Origin of the sequence: Acetobacterium tundrae (assembly GCF_008086615.1) — a bacterium.
GTDB lineage: Bacteria > Bacillota > Clostridia > Eubacteriales > Eubacteriaceae > Acetobacterium > Acetobacterium tundrae.
The window spans coordinates 44,311-62,169 of sequence record NZ_RXYB01000011.1; the positions used below are offsets into that span (position 1 = coordinate 44,311).

Consider the following 17,859-nt stretch of genomic DNA (forward strand, 5'->3'; position numbering starts at 1 on the left):
TATTTTATTATTCGTACGAATGAATATGTACGGTATTATATCATATTATAACGTTAATGTCATTATTATTATAATATAACATGATTTTTACTGTTTCGTTATGTTCGCGTCATATTATATAACAAAATAATCGCTATATTTCTTCATTGAATATTGAGGATGTGGAGTGATATCATAAAATGCAGTCCCGAATTGCAAGGAAATGAGGTGAAATAGAAAGAAAAAAGACTGGAAACTTATGAAAAAGCATCCAGTGCAGAAGAACTTTTTGAAGCGTTAAAACTGGCAAATTAAATCGGCAATCAAGCTGCCACCGATCGACTAGAAATTAAACTCGATACGTTATACACTTAGATTAGCAAAGCTAAAAAAGGCCAACCTGGTTTTTGTCATGAGCCTAAAAATATCCCAATAACCGATCCAACTCGTTTAAAAGAACTCGAAAAGGAACTACGGGAAGCCAAAGAAGAAATAGAGATCCTCCAAGATGCACTTGGTTTTTTTTGTAAAGCGCCGAAAGAAATAGCAAAGAACCTGTGGATAGCCTATAAGCCGCCGGAGCCGTTGGCCTGTTGCCCGCCTTTGTCGTACGTTGGGTGTTAGCAAATCAGTTTATTACAAATATCTACGGTTTAGCAATAAACCGGATAAGCATACAAATCTTTTGGCGCAAATCTATGAATTAATACGGGAAGATGAGGAAAATGCAAATTACGGTGTTTGGAACAGCTATGATTATCTTCGACTATACCGAAACTAACCGGTTCTGACATTTTAAATCCCGTTCATCATGTTTGCGGATTGCTCCACAAACTATGGCTGATGAACGGAGAAGACGGGAACGGCAGCTGGGGCAGTAAATAGGCATGGTCCGAAATTAATTCGCCTTTCGGAACGATTGCGAATCACTTGAACCCAATCACACCGATATTTTTTGATTTTCTATCAAGTTAATATCGGTTTTGAATCACATCATGTCATCTCGAAGCGCATCGATGATATTTTCCTTTTTTATCTTGCTAACGGAATACAGCATTGTAATGAACACCACAAAGAGCACGCTGAATACGCTGATTGCCATACTGCCCCACGGGAACACAAAATCGATATTGTCTGTCCCGCCGAGGACCATCCCTTTGTAAATCAGCCAGGAAGCGATTGCCGCGATGGGAAGCCCGAAGAGCAGCGCCCTCAGGCCATAAAAGACACACTCGAAATTCATCATCTTTTGGAAATCGCGGTCGGACATCCCCACCGAGCGGAGCATCGCAAGCTCCCGCCGGCGCAGCTTGATATTGGTAGAAATCGTGTTGAACACATTGGCAACCGCAATCAGCGAAATCATAATGATAAAAGTATAAGCGAACACGTTGGCAATAAAGATGTAATTGCGGCTCTCGTCAAGCATTTTATACGTATTGTACAGGTTGTAATCGGCAGTAATTCCCGCGCCCTGAATCATCGTTTCCATTTCAGCCGTCGACTGGGTAGGATTCTTTGACCGAAAGGTCAAGCCCTTAACAGCCACCTGAGTATCGGTAGTTTCAAACTTCTCTTTGAGCGAATAGGGAGCCATCACTCTAAAAAAGAACGGATTATTCGACCCGGAGTTTCCCGGGACCGGCAGTGTATCTGGGGGTACGGTCTCGACAAAGGTCACGCTGATGTTTTGCCCCGATTCTGTTATTGGCTCGCCATTTGTTTCGGGAGCAATGGTAAGATTCAGAGAAGAACGCGTGAACAGATCACTAAGCTGGTCAACCTCCGCCTTCTGATTGGCCTGGCCTTCCACTTTGGCAACGGCGATCAGTTTCGCATTTGGTCCAGTATATTCTTCAGCAGGCAAGCCCAAGCCGTTTAATATATTCAGATAGGTACTGTCATCAAGAAACTGGATGTCCATAGGCAGATTAACCGTTTCATCCGGCGCATGGGAACCAATATTTTGCCAGTAATCATTGGAAAGATCGCTGGCTTTAGCAACGCATGAATACTTCATCAGCGATTGATACGCGCTTTCGTAAACGCCGTCGGCGGTTTTTAGTTTGTCGTAAAGCGGCAACATTTCACTATCATCCATGTTCTGGGTGGCAAAACCGATGTCATAGCTCGTAACCTCTACTGAACGCTCCGCCGCCTGTTTCATATCCGTTACAAAAGCACTAGCTGAGATAAACAACACGACGCTTAAACCCAGTGAGAGCACGATGCTGCGATAGCCTTTCTTGTTTCGTTTAAAATTCTTTTGCGCCAGGGTTCCCTCCAAACCGTAAAGTCGCTGGGCCAGTTTTGATGTTTTCACGGCTTTGGATTCGACCTTGATTTCGTTGGTCTGGCGAATACTCTCCATTACTGGCGTGTTTGCGGCCTTCCTAGCTGGGATATAGGCCGAAATCAGAATCGTAACCATGCTAACCGCCGCTGCAATGACAATGACGGGTATGGACACGGTCAGGGTTAAAGGAACGTTACTGTACATGACGTTTCCGAAATTTCCGGCGACAACGGAAATCACCAGGCTGATACTGGCGATGCCGACCATAACCCCAATCGGGATGCCGACCGCACCAATACAAAGCCCCTCAAACAGCACCGAATTTCGCAGTTGCTTTGCGGTGGCGCCCACCGATGAAAGAATTCCGAACTGCCGGGTGCGTTCATTCAGCGAGATGTTAAAGGCGTTATAAATTAGAAAAATCGAGCCGATCATGATGATGGCAACCAAAATGCCGCCAACCGCATACAAAAACATGTTGAACACGTTATCGTCTGAAAGACCCATGAAGCGCAGCACATTATCGTTGAAAACATAGCTATAGTTTCCTGCTGTGCTGTTGGCGTAAGCGTGAACCCCACGCGGGTTTGTCAGCGTGACAAAGAGGCTGAAGCTGTCCGCTTGATTTTGGGCATCGGCTTTCGTTATTAAGGTATATCCCGGTGCGGTCGACTCTTCAAAGCCGGGTCTTTGGCAGATACCGACAACCGTGTAAGTTCGCTCATCTTTTGGCACCAGTGTTTCACCCCCGGAAGTGTAAGGATCGTGTTGACCGAGCGTCTCGTTGCCACTGATGCGGCTGCCGACAGCAAGTGAAAGCGTGTCACCCACCGCGAATTTAACACCGCCATTGGCGGCGACGCTCCCCGAAACAAGAATCTCTCCGCTGTTTTCAGGCAGCCTCCCGGAAATCAGGTTGATGGACAAGGTATCAAAGGCTTCATCGTTTAAACCAGCGATAAAAAGATAGGGTTTGTCGGGGTTTTTACCGCCGTCAAGTGTTGCGTAACCGACATTCTCAAATGCCGTGGTGTTAGCGACGCCCTCGTCGTGGCTTCGTTCCTGGACGAAAGAAGCAGGGACGTCCAAAAACTCAACGTGCCAATCGCCGTATTTCTGGGCCGCGCCGTTGGCCAGATAGTTCAGCAGGGAAACGCCAAAGGTAGCGACGGCCGTGATCATGGCGGCGGACAGAACAACTCCGACAATCGTGACAATCGTTCGGGTACGGCTTTTTTTCAAGCTTTGCAGGGTAACTTTGTTGAAAATGTTCATGAGCGCACTCGTTCGTCTCGCACGACTTTGCCGTCTGATATGCCGATAATGCGGTCTGCCTGCAGGGCGATATTTTCGTCATGGGTGACGAGCAGCAGGGTCTGTCGATATTTTTGATTGCTTAATTTCAGCAGATTGATAATTTCATGTCCATTGCGGCTGTCCAAACTGCCCGTTGGTTCGTCGGCAAGCATGACCGCCGGGGCGTTCATCAAAGCGCGTCCGATCGAAACCCGTTGTTGCTGACCGCCAGAAAGCTGATTGGGTAAATGCGTTTTGCGATCATTTAGCCCAAGCAGTTTGAGTAAGTCATCAAGCCGTTCCTCGTTGACCTTGCGCTTATCCATCAGGATCGGCAAGCTGATGTTTTCCACCACATTCAGAGTGGGAATAAGGTTGTGAAACTGATAAATCAGTCCGACCTGGCGTCGCCGGAAGATGGCGAGTTTTTCATTGTTTTGGGCATAGACATCCTGCCCATCCAAATATACCTTTCCGCTTGTCGGCACATCCACACCACCGATGATGTGAAGCAATGTGGATTTTCCGGAGCCTGATGAACCGATGATTGCTGTAAATTCCCCCTTTTCAATTGTAAGTGAAACATGGTCAAGCGCGGTAACTTGGTTTTCGTCCTTACCGTAGACCTTGCATAGATTTTCAATTTTTAAAAACTCCATTATGTGAGTCTCCTTTCTCATGGTTTACCCATATAATAGAACATTCAACTTACATCTCTGTGACTTTCAGGTGAGAGATTCGTCACTTAGGGAAACGGATGGCAAATATCGCGCCGCCCTGGGGGTGATTTTTGGCGGTAATCGTCCCTCCCTGCCAGGTGATAATCATCTTGCAGAGTGCTAATCCAATCCCGTATCCTGTCGCGTTGGGATTTTTCCCACGAAAAAATCGGTCGAACAGGCAGGGTAAATCTTCTTTTTCAAAGCCTGCACCGCTATCGTGGATGGTAATCTCGGTAAACAGTGGATTGTCCGTGCCGACAATCTCAATCTTCCCGTTCTCGCCAGCGCTTTCAATGCAATTTTTAAGGATGTTTTGAATGGCTTCTGAAAGCCAACCAAAGTCGCCCTGAATCATTATCCCTTTCGGAGCATCTATTTGTAAATCAATCGTGTGCAATTCCATGGGGATTAAAAACGGGCGAAGCACAGCACCGATCAAGTTGTTGACATCGATCTGTTCGCTTTGGAACACCACAATACCCGCGTCCAGGCGGGATAATTTCAAAAGGGAAGTAAGCAGCCAATCCATTTGGATCAGCAATTCCTCTGTTTCCCGCATCAATGCTTTCCGGTCATTTTTATCAGGGTTTTTCTCTAACAACGATACAATCAGATTCACGGATGTCAGCGGAGTGCGGAGCTGGTGAGCGATGTCAGCCAGCGAATCGGCGAGATGTGCTTTTTCTTTTTTTAATGCGTCATTTTGCTCCTGAATACGCAGCGTCATTTTTTTTATCTCACTTTGCAAAATGGAAAGTTCGCCCTCGTCCGATTCACCAATATACAGATGGTCAGCGTTATGAAGCACCCGATCGATTTGATCTGAAATCTGCGCAATGCTTTTGTATCGGGCTTTGGTAAACGCGAAAAACGCGGTGCCAAAGGCAGCGGCAGAAAAGATGGCCAGGATTCCCGCCGCCGTATTAATTACAAATCCCAGTATGACAGCGGTGACAGCTATTAAGGAGAACAAAATGGCAAATTGTCGAACCGCTCTATTCCGAAGCATCCTCGCCCCCCAATCGATACCCCGTCCCACGAATGGTCAGAATAATTTGCGGGCTTGCGGGGTCGTTCTCAATCTTCTCTCGCAAGCGTTTGACGTACACGGTCAATGTATTGTCATTGACAAACTCGCCCGTCGCGTCCCACAATTCGTCAAGTAGCCTGCTCCTCGTAATAATAATTTTGGGGTTGCTAATAAACACTAGCAGCAAGCGGTATTCTAATGCTGAAAGAAAAACCTCGTTGCCGTTTTTTTTCACAACGCCGCTTGTCGTATCGACATGAAGCCCGCGGATTTCAAAAGCCGACCCAGAACGCCCACTTTTTCGCATGGCAGTTCTAATTCGCGCAATCAGTTCGCGCGGACGAAAAGGCTTAGTGATATAGTCGTCCGCACCCATATTCAACCCGGTAACAACACTTGCCTCATCGCCGTAAGCCGTCAGAAAAATAACGGGAATATCTTGCGTTTCTTTGATTTCCGTGCAAACCGTAAAGCCATTACCGTCCGGCAACGAAATATCAACAAGCGCCAAGTCAAATTTATTCCCGGCAAGCACCGCCAGGGCGTCGCCCCTTGTCGGGGCGTGGGTAACTGTAAATCCCTCCGAGCGGAGCAAAAGCATAAGATTTTTTGCGATTGACTTATCGTCCTCAACCAAAAATATTCGTTTCATTTTTCTACCATCCTTTACTTTACTGCTCCTATATCGTCCGTCAGCCGGTTTTTCAGTGTCAACCGGAACAAGCCATGTATTTCCCTTAAAAATTAATCAATAAGGTCATTCTGGAAACTTGAAAGATGCTCATACGGAAGAATAAGTCTTCCGCGGTAGAGTCCGCAACCATCGTTGATAAGGGAATTATTCACTGCTGAAAACATGTTTACATCCAATTTTGATAATTCAAGCTGCTGCAATATGATCCCTCGTTCATATGCATCATCAAAATAAATATTTTCTCCTTTTGGTATTGCATCTCGTCTGGCTCTTTCACTTTCCTGTCGTTTTTCGTAACCAAAATGATTAGCAGGACCAATCTCAGCAAAATCGTCCATTTCTTTTGTGCGAAGTTGTACTTCTACATAACAACGGGCAATGTTATCATAAAATGTTATATGCAATGAACGATAGCCATTAGATTCTGTATTTGCAATATAATCCCGATAATACGGGCTTACGCTCTCTTCTAATAAGAGCGATATTTTCTGATCTGTTAAAGAAGACATTTCTGCAGTAAACCCGCGTTCCTCCAAGAAACCAGGCAACTGGTTGGCAACATCATATAGATATTTTATTTCTTCATCCGCGTAAGTCTCCCCTTCTTTCAGATGACATTTTGGAAGAGAAATCACGATTCTGTATGCAATCAAGTCCCGAAAACAATTTACTGAGTTTTTCAGTTCAGGAAGAGAAGGGTAATTGCCGTGTTGAGTATAATAATCGTAAATATATTCCACAATGTATCCATTAAATTTTGCTTCGGCGCGGATCAGAGATTTAATTCGTCCCTTAAAAGTAAATGCCAGAAAAGGATATTCATTTGCCATAAGTTTATAGAATTCCCGAATTCGCTGTGATTGCGAAGTCAGGAATTCGTTGTGCTCCAAAAGTTCTGCAATTTGAAGCAGAAAATTACTATGCAAAAGATCAATCTGATTATTAGTTTTTTTAGCCGACTGTTTTAAATCCTCAGAATATCTCTGTAAAATCTTAAGAACGGTATCCCCTGAATATAAGTAATCATTTAATTTTTTCATAATATTTTCTGCATCTGTTCAATTTTTTCACAGAAGCACTTTCCTTTCCAAAGTGTTTGAACATCAATTATCAAATGATAATCAGAATGTCCAACTCATTTTATCGCTCACACAAAATAAAATATATAGGTTATAGTTAATTGTACAATAAAATTGTAGGCAAGTAAAATAAGAGTAATAAATAATAAAAAATGGAGATCTACTCAAGAACTTATCCAGTCCATGAAATAGTTATACTAATGAATTCAAGAACCAGATGAAGATTGATTGTTCCAATTGAGAATCGTGAAATACAACAGAATTGTTCAGCTCCCCCTGCTTATTCGATTTTAGGCAATTTAGTTTTATTTTTTACCAATAAATCACTTTTATAATTCATTTTAAATAAAAAAGCGACTAAATATTTCTATTTAGCTGCTTTTCGCGGCGGGTAAATTTCAAGATTGTTTGTTAGGCATCCCATATCTTCTATATCCCTGTTCTTTTATGACAAAGGTAGATCAGTTTTCATTGCTAGACGGCAAAGTTTGCATGAGGGCAAAGAAATGTTTAGGATCACCGGTACTAAAATATTCATACCAAGATTCCAGTGTGTTTGATTGAAAAACATCTAAATGCTCAATAATTTGTTTCGCCCACAACAAAGCTCCGGTGGAACTTGCAGTAATAAGGTTGTTATCCGCTACAGATGGCTTGTCTATATAAAAACTTTGTCCTTTATAACCAGGAGAAACCATTTCAAGAAATCCCGGTCCATTACTGGTATGTGGACGCTTGTCCAATAGCCCAAAGTTGGCAAGCGCAGCGGTAGCCCCACAGATAGCACAGACCGTAGCGCCTAAAGAGAGAAATTCGCTTGCTTTTTCGATGATAGCGCCATGCTTTGGGTCGTTCCATGTATCTGCGCCCGGTAATAGCAGCATGCTTGTTTCACTCACAACAATATTATCAATTAAGCAATTGGGCACTATTGTCATCCCGCCCATGGTATTGATTGGCTCTTTAGAATAACTAACCGTTTTGAGCGATACACGTGGCTCGCCCTTTTTGAAAAATCGACCAGAATTCAGCTCCGAAATAGCATACCCCAGTTCCCAGTCGGCTAAAGTATCAAGAACATAAACATAGATTGTAAACATAAATTTCCTCCTAATAGGTAGATTGATTTGTTTGCTTGTTATTATACCTTGTAATTGTTGACAACAGTATGGCAACAATCTATAATGATAACAAGAAATTTTGGAAGGCGGCTATCCGATGAAAGTTGACAGGCTTATTAGCATTATTATGATACTCCTTGATAAAAAGCGTATCGGTGCACAGGAGTTAGCAGATATGTTTGAAGTTTCACCCCGAACAATCTACCGCGACATAGATACGATCAACATGGCGGGTATTCCTGTTCGCGGGGCATCTGGAGTGGGCGGCGGCTTTGAAATCATGCAGAAATACAAGATTGATAGAACGGTTTTTTCGACTGCCGACCTTTCCGCTATCTTGATGGGGCTTTCCAGTCTTTCCAACATGATACGAGGTGATGAACTGGTAAACGCCCTTGCGAAAGTCAAGAGTTTTATCCCCGCTGACAGAGCGAAAGACATTGAATTAAAAGCAAATCAAATAGTTATCGATTTAAGTCCGTGGATGGGCAACAGGAACGTACAACCATATTTAGAAATTATCAAAACAGCCTTACAGGAAAGCAAGCTACTTTCGTTTGAATATGCAGACCGCTACGGAAATAAAACCGCACGAACAGCCGAGCCGTATCAGCTTGTATTGAAAAGTAGTCATTGGTATTGGCAAGGGTATTGCCATAAAAGAAATGATTTTCGCTTATTCAAACTATCCCGCACATCAAACCTACAAATAAAAGAGGAATTTTTTACACCACGGGATTATCAAAAACCGCAGTTAGATTTTATGGATATTTTGGCAACGATGCAAACAGAAATCAAAATTCGTATTCATAAATCGGTCATGGACAGAGTACTCGATTATTGCACTTATGAACACTTTTCGCCAGACGGTGATGAGCATTACATTGTTAGTTTTCCTTTCATAGAGAACGAATACTACTACAATATTCTTTTCAGTTTTGGGGATAAATGCGAGTGTTTAGAGCCGTTACATATCCGCACAAAAATGAAGCATAGAATACATGATATAGCTACCTTATACGAAAACTAGAACAATGTCCCTTGGAAAGATGAGTTCAGTCAACTATCGATGTCGTCTAGGATTAGTATCATGAAAACGTTAATGTCAAATAGGTAGCACATATTTTATGTTAAAAATTCATGAGAAAACACCTTCATCAGATTAATAAATGGAGGTATTTTTTAATGCCCAAAGATGAACCCTTTGGAAATGTCCGACCAAGTAAATCATCTATTATATTTTCACTAACAGGGCTGTAAAATAAAAACCCCTGACCCTGGTTAATAATTGAAGTGAAACTGACAGAGTAAAATGCTTGTCCGGAAATATTAACGGAAACATAGAGAGGGTGGATGCTGTTATTTTGCCAGGCTTTTGATTGAAAGCATACGATTCTCAAAACCCAAACTCCAATATCCAAAATAAAACCATTTTCTTCGGCAAGCGGTAGAAATGTATCCGGTTGGAGCATTACAAACTCAGTATTATTCCAACGGATTAACGCTTCAAAGTCGAAATTTTTCCAGTTTGAACAGCGATGATCGGCTGATATTCCAACAGCAATTCATTATTGATAATCGATTTTTTCAGTTGGTTATCTAAGGTAATTCTCCTTGTTAACATTGAACTCATGGAGGGATTGTACTCTTGAAAATTGTTTTTCTCCAGATCTTTTACCCGATACATGGCTAAATCAGCACTCTTTAAAAGACTTTCGTAGTTAATTCCATGTCGGGGATACACACTGACACCCGCACTAGCAGTAATGTTAATTACCCTGGTCTCAATCATAACAGGATCTGAAATATATTTCAATATTCGACGTATTGTTATTTCATAATCATTTTCATTGGGAAGATTTGCTAATAAAACCACAAACTCATCGCCGCCTAACCGGGCGACCGTATCACTTTCCCGTATGGATACAGTGAATCTGTTGGAAATTTCTATCAAAAGCAAATCCCTAATATTATGTCCATACTCGAATTTTTCTTCAGTAGCTGTCAATAGCAATATTTTTGGCACGATCACTCATGTTTTATCTTATTTTCCATTCTTTGTAATTCATCGATTTTTTATTGTTACCACACTTTTCCCATGACCTTTTCAACAAATATTCTGGCAATTTCGGGATTAAATTGGGACCCTGAACATCTTTTTATTTCCTTGATGGCATCTTCTTCACTTAATGCATCGCCATAAGTCCGGTAACTCGTCATCGCATCATAAGCATCTGCAATCCCGATAATTCGTGCCTGTATCGATATATTGTCACCCTTAAGTCCCAATGGATAACCCTGTCCGTCCCATTTTTCCTGATGTTGCAGAACATAAGTCGCTAATTCCATAAATTCTGTTGAGGAATTTAAAATGCGATACCCAATTTCCGGATGTCTTTGGATTTCTTTCCACTCAACTTGATTTAATTTTCCATGTTTGTTTAATATTTTTTCATCAATCCCTATTTTCCCGATGTCATGAACGAGTCCTGCGAGTCTGATTTGATTAACCATTTCTGTTTCAAAACCCATTTGAAGAGCAATCGCTTCACAAATTTCACTGACTCTTTTTGAATGCAGCATTTCCCGGTTGTTTTTTTCATAGAGTGTTCTCATAACAAGATCAACGGTTTTGGAGATTGTACCGAAATTTTGATAAAGTTTATGCAGATACAAATTATTTTCAGCTTGTTTGAAAATGTCCTGAATACTTTCTATCTCATTATTTTTTGTTGCCTGCCCAAATGTAATAGAAATTTCAAATACTCCAACTTTTTCTTCTGATTCATGATCTTTGATTTGTTTAATGATGCGTTCTGCACCAACTGCATCGGTTTTAGGTAGAATGATAATAAATTCGTCTCCACCAAGTCTTGCTATTACATCATCCCTCCCTCGGCAGCCTTCTATAATTTTCCTTCCTACTTTCTTAATCACATCGTCACCCTTGGCATATCCTAAGGCATCGTTGATTAATTTTAACCCATTGATATCTGCCATAAGAAGCGTCAAGGGTAGGTTTCTCTTAATATCCAGTCGTTTCAACTCTTCTTCATAAAATCTGCGGTTATAAAGCCCAGTTAGAAAATCATGATAACTGGCATAGAGGAGTTCTTCCTTTCTTATCCTTTCTTCGGAAACATCTCTGAATACAACGACTACTCCGCTAATTTTTCCATTTTCTTCTATAATTGGTGACGCACAATCCTCTATTGATCGTTGATTTCCATCTTTTGAAATCAGAATAACATGGTTGGCTAACTCAATGATTCTTCCCATACTCAGAGCTTTATTCACAATATTATCGGATTTTTCGCCAGTATACCCGTTAACGACATTAAAAACATCTTCAATAGGTTTTCCCATCGCTTCTTCCTGGGTCCATCCGGTCAGATACTCACCAATTTTATTCAAAATAACAATATTTCCATGATTGTCGGTGGATATAACCCCATCACCCACCGATTGCAATGTCGTTGCCAGAGAATTTTTTTCATTCAAGAGTGCCCGTTCCAACCGCTTATGTTCAGTGATTTCATGAAATATCCAGATTCTTCCATAATATTTTCCATTTTCATCCAAAACAGGTGCAGAATGCCTTTCAATGATCAGTTCGTTGGTAAATTCTATTTCATCCAGACTGGTTTCATTTTGGTGATCATATAAATACGACACTTTTTTCAGAAAGTGTTCCTGGTCTCTAGCCATGCTAACGACATGCCTAAGCAATAGCGTATCATCCGCATCATCGATAATATGCTGGGGAACATTGAACATCTCAAAGATACGTTGATTGGCAAGAATCCTTTTTTGATCCATATTAACAATCAGGATGCCGTCAAGGGACGCGTTTGCCTGTGCTTCAAGAAACATGGTCTGTGATTGCAAGTCATTCATCATCAGCAAATGCTCACTGATATCCTGAATACTCTCAATGGCACCAATCGTGTTTCCAAACTGATCATAGATTGGTATTGCCATGGTATAAACCCATGCCCCTTTATTATTATAGAGTGCTGGACAAAATATTTCCGCTTTAATCACATCACCTTCATGGGTAAGTTCCGAATACTTGGATGTAATCAGATCATCATTCTGAAAGATCAAATCCATTAACTGCGGTTGTGCCTCCCCACAAAACGGAATACTATAAGCATAATCGTCTTTACCAAGCATCTCTGTGGCAGGGATACCCGTCATTTTCTCAATTGCCTTATTCCAAATGATCACTCGCTTTTTATCATCAATAGCCAGAATAGCATCTGGCAGAAATTCGATGATGTTCGATAATTTTCTTTCATACGTTTGTAAATCTGCTTTTGCCTGTTTGTCTTTGCAAAAATCATTACTCATCTATCATACCTTCCCTTTAATCAATCATAATTCCCTTTTCTCAACTTATTAATTTGGATACATATATGATGGTGTTAATATATAAATTATCTCTACTATTTTTAGTAAAGAGCTCAATTTAATGTCACCTTCTTCATGTCATAGATATCATTTATTATCATGAGACTATTAATATCAAGAAACATAAGCCTTGTTTTTCGATTTGAAACTCCTACGCACCACTTAGCCACATTGTGTTACCTCCTGGATGGTAAAATTTGTTAGATTATAGATTAATTAATCCTTCATTTTTATTGTAACTTTCATTGATCAAATAAAAAATTCGGACCAATCGAGAGGATATGTTTATAGTTGGGTTCCTATCCATATATTATGATGTTAAATTTCTGATCATCAATATATATGTAAGCTTCATACCCTCAAATTTAAAATTTACACTAATATTTCTCGATTTGTATTATCACAAAACATAACTTGATACTGGTACTATGACAAGAAAAAGCATAAAGGTCATGTAGGTAATATCATTGAAACCACGATGGTCAGGTTACGATCATCAAATCATCAACTGTCAACAGATAGTCTAAAACAATGTCGAATTTGCCACTTTTATATTATTAGAGAAATACCTAATATTTTACTGAAGCATTATTTAGCTGAAAATAGTTTTATTCTGTCTGCTTAAAATGGGCGCTTTTGACACTCTTACCAAATATTTAAGAAGTCTTTATAAAATAACAAAAGAAATGATATACTAATAAATAGGTATCCAATAGGGATAGAAATTAATTATAATGATCTAAATAAATTTAGATCGAGAGGCTAAGGAATGTATGGATTATTCGGAATACGATTTAGACCAATTAATTGAGCGAATAAATGAGCTTGAAGTGCTTAACAAGCAACTGCTTAGGGAAAAAGAACAAGAAACTATGCTGGATTTTGCATGGTCAGGAAATTTAGGAAACTGGTATTGGAATCGAAAAACGAATACGGTTATTTGCAATCAGTTAAAAGTGACAACTTTGGGATATACCATGGATGAGATGCCACCAAAAATAACCCAACAATTTTTCACAGAAAAGTTGCATCCAGATGATTATCAGAATACAATGCATGCAATGACTCTCCATTTAGAGGGAAAAGCAAGTGTTTATGAGACGGAGTACCGTATTCAAGCTAAAGATAAAAGTTGGAAATGGTTTTATGATCGCGGTAAAATTACGCAACGAGATAGCAAAGGAAAGCCTGTGATGATATCGGGAATTGTGTTTGACATTACTGCAAGGAAAGAAGAGGAGCTCGCATTAAAGAAAGAAAACGAGTCAATATATATTGACGACTTAACCAAAAGCACCAATAAACGGACGTTTAAAGAAAAAGCAGAAAAGCTTAGAAAAGATAAAAGTCAAAAATATGCCTTTATTGTTATGGATATTGACAATTTTAAATTAATTAACGACATTTTTGGATACTCAGGAGGCGATTCACTTCTAATACATATTGCGAATACGCTATTTGTGCATATCAAAGAGAATGAAGTGTATGGGCGTATTACCGGTGATAAATTTTATCTGTTTCTTAGCTATGCGGCTAAAAGCCAACTGGAAAGCCGCATAAAAAAGATTACAGATGACATTCTTATTTTCAAATTCGACAGCAATACATCATTTAATATAGTTGTTGTTTCCGGTATCTATGTAATAGAGGATAGTTCGATTACCATTGACATGATCAGTGATCGAGCAAGTCTTGCGGCTAAAATGATTAAAGGAGGTTATGCCAGTGCCTGTTCCTTCTACAATGATGCGATTCGAAATCAAATTCTTAATGACAATGAAATTGAAAATGAAATGCATGAAGGCCTTGAAAATAAAGATTTCAAAGTTTTTTTACAACCTAAATTTAATGTTAAAACAGAAAAAATCGTAGGAGCAGAAGCCTTAATCCGTTGGCATCATCCCAGAAAAGGCATTATCCATCCAAATTCGTTTATTCCACTTTTTGAAAAAAATGGCTTTGTAACTGAAATTGATATGTTTGTTTTTGAAGAAATATGCAAAATGCAGAAGGCTTGGAAAGCTGAAGGACGAAAACCTCTCATTATATCTGTCAATATGTCAAGACTTCATCTGAATAATCCGGCATTTGTTGCAAACTTAACGGCAATTAGTGAGAAATATGATGTAAGACCCGAAGTCATGGAATTGGAGTTAACAGAAAGTACCTTTTCAGGTAATATGGGGATTGTCCTTGATGTTACTAGAAAACTTCATAACATTGGATTTAGACTATCCATTGATGATTTTGGATCAGCTTACTCATCGTTTAATATGTTAAAGGATATTTTTATCGATGTTGTAAAAATTGATCGTGAATTTTTTAACGAGACCACCAGTACAATTCGAGGAAAAACCATTGTTAAGAGCATTGTCAAAATGGCAAAGGATTTAGAAATAGAAATAGTCGCAGAGGGTATTGAGACCATGGAGCAAGTTGATTTTTTGTGCGAAATTGGGTGTGATTTGGCACAGGGATTCTATTATGCAAAGCCAATGCCAATTTCAGATTTTATCGTTTTACTGGACAAGAAAACACGGTCAAAAAGAGACGATAAATAATTTTGTGTTACGAAATTGCTGGACATGATGTCAAAAATAATCGCCTGCTATTAACTGAAAAAGATCAAAATCAGAGCATTTTCACAGTAAGAACAAAAACTTTTTTCTTGTTTTCAAACACGGTATAATCTGTTAAAACAACCATATGTTTAATGATATTATAAAGTAGTAAGCTGCTGAGGATAATGGGACGAAAGTAAAAGCGATCAAGGAGAATACTCACCACTATAGCGTATCAACAAAGTAGCGCGTCTTAAAACCACCATAGAATGCTTACTACTACGAATCAAGAAAAAGAAAATGGATTTGTCAGTTCTTATATAATTGCCAATTCAAACCGTGCCCAAAGTAGTTGTCTTGTGCTATAAATATCAATTCATTTTAATTATCCATGAAGTGCACTAAATCAATGGGATTAACAATCAAAACGACTTGACCGTTACCGAGAAGGGTCGAGCCTGTTATTCCTGGAATAGTGGCCAAGTGACCTTCTAACGGCTTCACAACAAATTCCTGTTCATTTTTTAGTTTATCCACGACGATTGCATAGTTTTCATGACCATTAGTTAAAATGACAGCATTGAGCTCTTCTTTGTCCTTGTTCTTCTCACCGGTAGAAAAAATCTGAGAAAGCCATTCAATTCCAATCACTTCGCCTCTTAAATGAGTCAAACATTTCCCGTTAAAATTGTGAATATTGGCTGTTTTTATTTTTACCGTTTCAACTATATTGTCCAGTGGAAAAATATAGGTATCTTGGCCGACTTCTACGATCAAGCCACGTGATACTGCCAGTGAAAGCGGTAATTGAATCGTCATTTTTGTCCCCTTATCCACTTCACTCTCGATGGAAATTTTTCCGTTGATTTTGGATATATTGTTTTTAACAATATCCATCCCAACACCGCGTCCCGACACTTCCGTAATCTCTTTTGCCATACTGAATCCCGGAAGGAAAATGAGATTAATTAATTGGTTTTTGCTCATTTTATCACCTTCAGCCTGTGAGATCAGTTTTTTTTCGATCGCTTTGTTTTTTATACTCTCGGCGTCAATGCCCTTTCCATCATCTTCAATTTCGATATAGACCAGCTTGTTTTTATTGTAAGCTCTAAGGGTAATCCGGCCCTTCTCAGACTTGCCTTTTAATAACCGCTCTTCACACGGTTCAATACCATGATCCGCAGAATTTCTAATCATATGAACCAGCGGATCACTAATTTGTTCGATAATTGTTTTATCGATTTCCGTGTGCTCACCCTGAAGGACAAGCTCCATTTTTTTTCCCGTGCTCTGGGCAATATCTCTGATCACCCGCGGCATTTTTTGAAAAACTGTTTTTACTTCTATCATTCTGATGGACATGATAGTATTTTGAAGATCATCAGAAATTCGATTGACATAGGCCCCAACTTCCTTAACCTCCTTTGATATTTGAGGCAAGTTATAGTCCGTACTCAATTTGGATGAAATATGCATAAATGAGTTTTTAGCGATCAAAAGTTCCGAAATCATGTTCATCATTTTATCAATTTTATCTTGGTTAACTCGAATGCTCTGGGTAATGCTACTCTGGGTAGAACTATTCTGAATCGGGTTATTTGGGGTTTGCTTACTTTTTGAATAAACTTCTTTTGTATTAGAGACTTTCCGAGGTGATGGAATTTGCGTGTTTTCTCCCGGTATGTTCATGGATTGTAAATCAATTAACTGTTGTTTAATCTGAGCGAGTATTTTCTTATCTTCCCGATTGTCAAATATCTCAAATTCAATGGAACGGATGAAAGACTTAACATAATCCATCACAAAAAAACTGAGATCGACGAGTTTGTTTTCAAAATTGTATCCTTTATCCCGTATCAAAACCAGAAGACTTTCGTAGGTGTGTACTATTTCTGAAAATCGCTTAAGCGCCACATAAATCGTATCGTGAGGATTTAAAACTGCGAGGTATATGCCTATTCCGCCTTTAATACTGTGTATGGCTCTAAATATTTCGTCAACGGCTTCCCGATCAGCACTATTGCTATCCAATCGTATCAATAACTCATTTTCAATTTTTTCAATGTGCTCCAAATTTTCAATCTGAAACTGTTCTTTTATCCCCTCTGTCAGTCCACCTTTAAATTCCTCAGACAGTAAGACATCCAGATTTTCTTCTCCGTCGATACCCTCCTGTAAATCATTTTCTTCATCATCATTCACCAGACAGTTTTCAAATGCCAACTTTAAGTTCTGACGCAACTGGATTTCCTGGGTTTCGTATGGCCTCTCCAAAAAAAGTTTATTATCTTCGATTGTAACATAGTCATCACTAATTATTTCATTCAGCCGATCAAGACAATTCCTGAAAAAGTCCAAAAATAAAAGAAGGTTATCTATCAATTCTGTTTTAACAATGATCGCATTGTTTTCTAATGCGATTAAGATTATTTCAATTTCATAGCATAATTGTGTTATCGATGATAGTCCAATAAAGGATGACCCACACTTAATATGATGGATGTTATTAAAAAGGTTATTGGGCAGCTCCATCCCTTTGGTGTGTAATTCAAGTTTTAATATTGCTTTTTCAAGGTCACTAAAATTATCAGTCCATTCCTTAGTAAACATTTTCACAATGATCATATCTTCTCTAAATTTATTTTGTGTGTTATTCTGAGTCATT

The 17,859-nt window shown here is 39.5% G+C and carries 12 protein-coding genes; 2 read left to right on the plus strand and 10 right to left on the minus strand.

Features of this window, described 5'->3' with window-relative positions:
* Positions 1-967: 967 nt before the first annotated feature.
* From FZC40_RS10060 to FZC40_RS10085, 6 genes are all read right to left on the minus strand, one after another.
* The gene (locus tag FZC40_RS10060) at positions 968-3,550 is read right to left on the minus strand and encodes an ABC transporter permease (protein ID WP_148603905.1); all 2,583 of its coding nucleotides are present in this window, start codon (positions 3,548-3,550) and stop codon (positions 968-970) included.
* Positions 3,547-4,230 carry an ABC transporter ATP-binding protein gene (locus tag FZC40_RS10065; protein WP_148603908.1) on the minus strand — a complete coding sequence of 228 codons (684 nt, stop codon included), beginning with the start codon at positions 4,228-4,230 and terminating at the stop codon, positions 3,547-3,549. The genes FZC40_RS10060 and FZC40_RS10065 overlap by 4 nt, the downstream gene beginning before the upstream one ends.
* A gap of 82 nt (positions 4,231-4,312) precedes the next feature.
* Positions 4,313-5,302 carry a sensor histidine kinase gene (locus tag FZC40_RS10070; protein WP_148603910.1) on the minus strand — a complete coding sequence of 330 codons (990 nt, stop codon included), beginning with the start codon at positions 5,300-5,302 and terminating at the stop codon, positions 4,313-4,315.
* Positions 5,289-5,975 carry a response regulator transcription factor gene (locus FZC40_RS10075; protein ID WP_148603912.1) on the minus strand — a complete coding sequence of 229 codons (687 nt, stop codon included), beginning with the start codon at positions 5,973-5,975 and terminating at the stop codon, positions 5,289-5,291. The genes FZC40_RS10070 and FZC40_RS10075 overlap by 14 nt, the downstream gene beginning before the upstream one ends.
* Positions 5,976-6,067: 92 nt before the next feature.
* Positions 6,068-7,057, minus strand: coding sequence for a nucleotidyltransferase family protein (locus tag FZC40_RS10080; protein ID WP_148603914.1), 990 nt, complete (start codon positions 7,055-7,057; stop codon positions 6,068-6,070).
* A 500-nt stretch (positions 7,058-7,557) separates the two neighbouring features.
* Positions 7,558-8,196: a type 1 glutamine amidotransferase family protein gene (locus FZC40_RS10085; protein ID WP_148603916.1), complete on the minus strand. Its 639-nt coding sequence runs from the start codon at positions 8,194-8,196 to the stop codon at positions 7,558-7,560.
* A 118-nt stretch (positions 8,197-8,314) separates the two neighbouring features.
* On the opposite strand from FZC40_RS10085, the gene FZC40_RS10090 reads away from it, so the two are divergent.
* Positions 8,315-9,247 (plus strand): helix-turn-helix transcriptional regulator, encoded by a 933-nt coding sequence (locus FZC40_RS10090; RefSeq protein WP_148603918.1) that lies wholly within the window; start codon positions 8,315-8,317, stop codon positions 9,245-9,247.
* 127 nt (positions 9,248-9,374) lie between these two features.
* Here FZC40_RS10090 and FZC40_RS17780 read toward each other — a convergent pair whose 3' ends face one another.
* The 3 genes from FZC40_RS17780 to FZC40_RS10105 are packed head-to-tail and all read right to left on the minus strand — an operon-like array spanning position 9,375 to position 12,570.
* Positions 9,375-9,782 (minus strand): EAL domain-containing protein, encoded by a 408-nt coding sequence (locus FZC40_RS17780; protein WP_148604018.1) that lies wholly within the window; start codon positions 9,780-9,782, stop codon positions 9,375-9,377.
* Positions 9,716-10,243 carry a GGDEF domain-containing protein gene (locus FZC40_RS10100; protein ID WP_186843789.1) on the minus strand — a complete coding sequence of 176 codons (528 nt, stop codon included), beginning with the start codon at positions 10,241-10,243 and terminating at the stop codon, positions 9,716-9,718. The genes FZC40_RS17780 and FZC40_RS10100 overlap by 67 nt, the downstream gene beginning before the upstream one ends.
* A 56-nt stretch (positions 10,244-10,299) precedes the next feature.
* Positions 10,300-12,570: an HD domain-containing phosphohydrolase gene (locus FZC40_RS10105; protein ID WP_148603923.1), complete on the minus strand. Its 2,271-nt coding sequence runs from the start codon at positions 12,568-12,570 to the stop codon at positions 10,300-10,302.
* 833 nt (positions 12,571-13,403) lie between these two features.
* On the opposite strand from FZC40_RS10105, the gene FZC40_RS10110 reads away from it, so the two are divergent.
* Positions 13,404-15,191 carry a sensor domain-containing protein gene (locus FZC40_RS10110; protein ID WP_148603925.1) on the plus strand — a complete coding sequence of 596 codons (1,788 nt, stop codon included), beginning with the start codon at positions 13,404-13,406 and terminating at the stop codon, positions 15,189-15,191.
* Positions 15,192-15,572: 381 nt separating this feature from the next.
* Here the strand turns inward: FZC40_RS10110 and FZC40_RS10115 are convergent, their stop codons facing one another.
* Entirely contained in the window at positions 15,573-17,858 is a 2,286-nt protein-coding gene (locus tag FZC40_RS10115) for a chemotaxis protein CheA (protein WP_148603927.1), read from the minus strand.
* Between the last annotated feature and the right edge of the window lies 1 nt (position 17,859).

What these genes read in the sequence shown, in the direction of transcription:
- FZC40_RS10060 (WP_148603905.1), bottom strand. Translation starts at nt 3,550, where the DNA reads ATGAACATTTTCAACAAAGTTACCCTGCAAAGCTTGAAAAAAAGCCGT.
- FZC40_RS10065 (WP_148603908.1), bottom strand. Translation starts at nt 4,230, where the DNA reads ATGGAGTTTTTAAAAATTGAAAATCTATGCAAGGTCTACGGTAAGGAC.
- FZC40_RS10070 (WP_148603910.1), bottom strand. Translation starts at nt 5,302, where the DNA reads ATGCTTCGGAATAGAGCGGTTCGACAATTTGCCATTTTGTTCTCCTTA.
- FZC40_RS10075 (WP_148603912.1), bottom strand. Translation starts at nt 5,975, where the DNA reads ATGAAACGAATATTTTTGGTTGAGGACGATAAGTCAATCGCAAAAAAT.
- FZC40_RS10080 (WP_148603914.1), bottom strand. Translation starts at nt 7,057, where the DNA reads ATGAAAAAATTAAATGATTACTTATATTCAGGGGATACCGTTCTTAAG.
- FZC40_RS10085 (WP_148603916.1), bottom strand. Translation starts at nt 8,196, where the DNA reads ATGTTTACAATCTATGTTTATGTTCTTGATACTTTAGCCGACTGGGAA.
- FZC40_RS10090 (WP_148603918.1), top strand. Translation starts at nt 8,315, where the DNA reads ATGAAAGTTGACAGGCTTATTAGCATTATTATGATACTCCTTGATAAA.
- FZC40_RS10105 (WP_148603923.1), bottom strand. Translation starts at nt 12,570, where the DNA reads ATGAGTAATGATTTTTGCAAAGACAAACAGGCAAAAGCAGATTTACAA.
- FZC40_RS10110 (WP_148603925.1), top strand. Translation starts at nt 13,404, where the DNA reads ATGGATTATTCGGAATACGATTTAGACCAATTAATTGAGCGAATAAAT.
- FZC40_RS10115 (WP_148603927.1), bottom strand. Translation starts at nt 17,858, where the DNA reads ATGACTCAGAATAACACACAAAATAAATTTAGAGAAGATATGATCATT.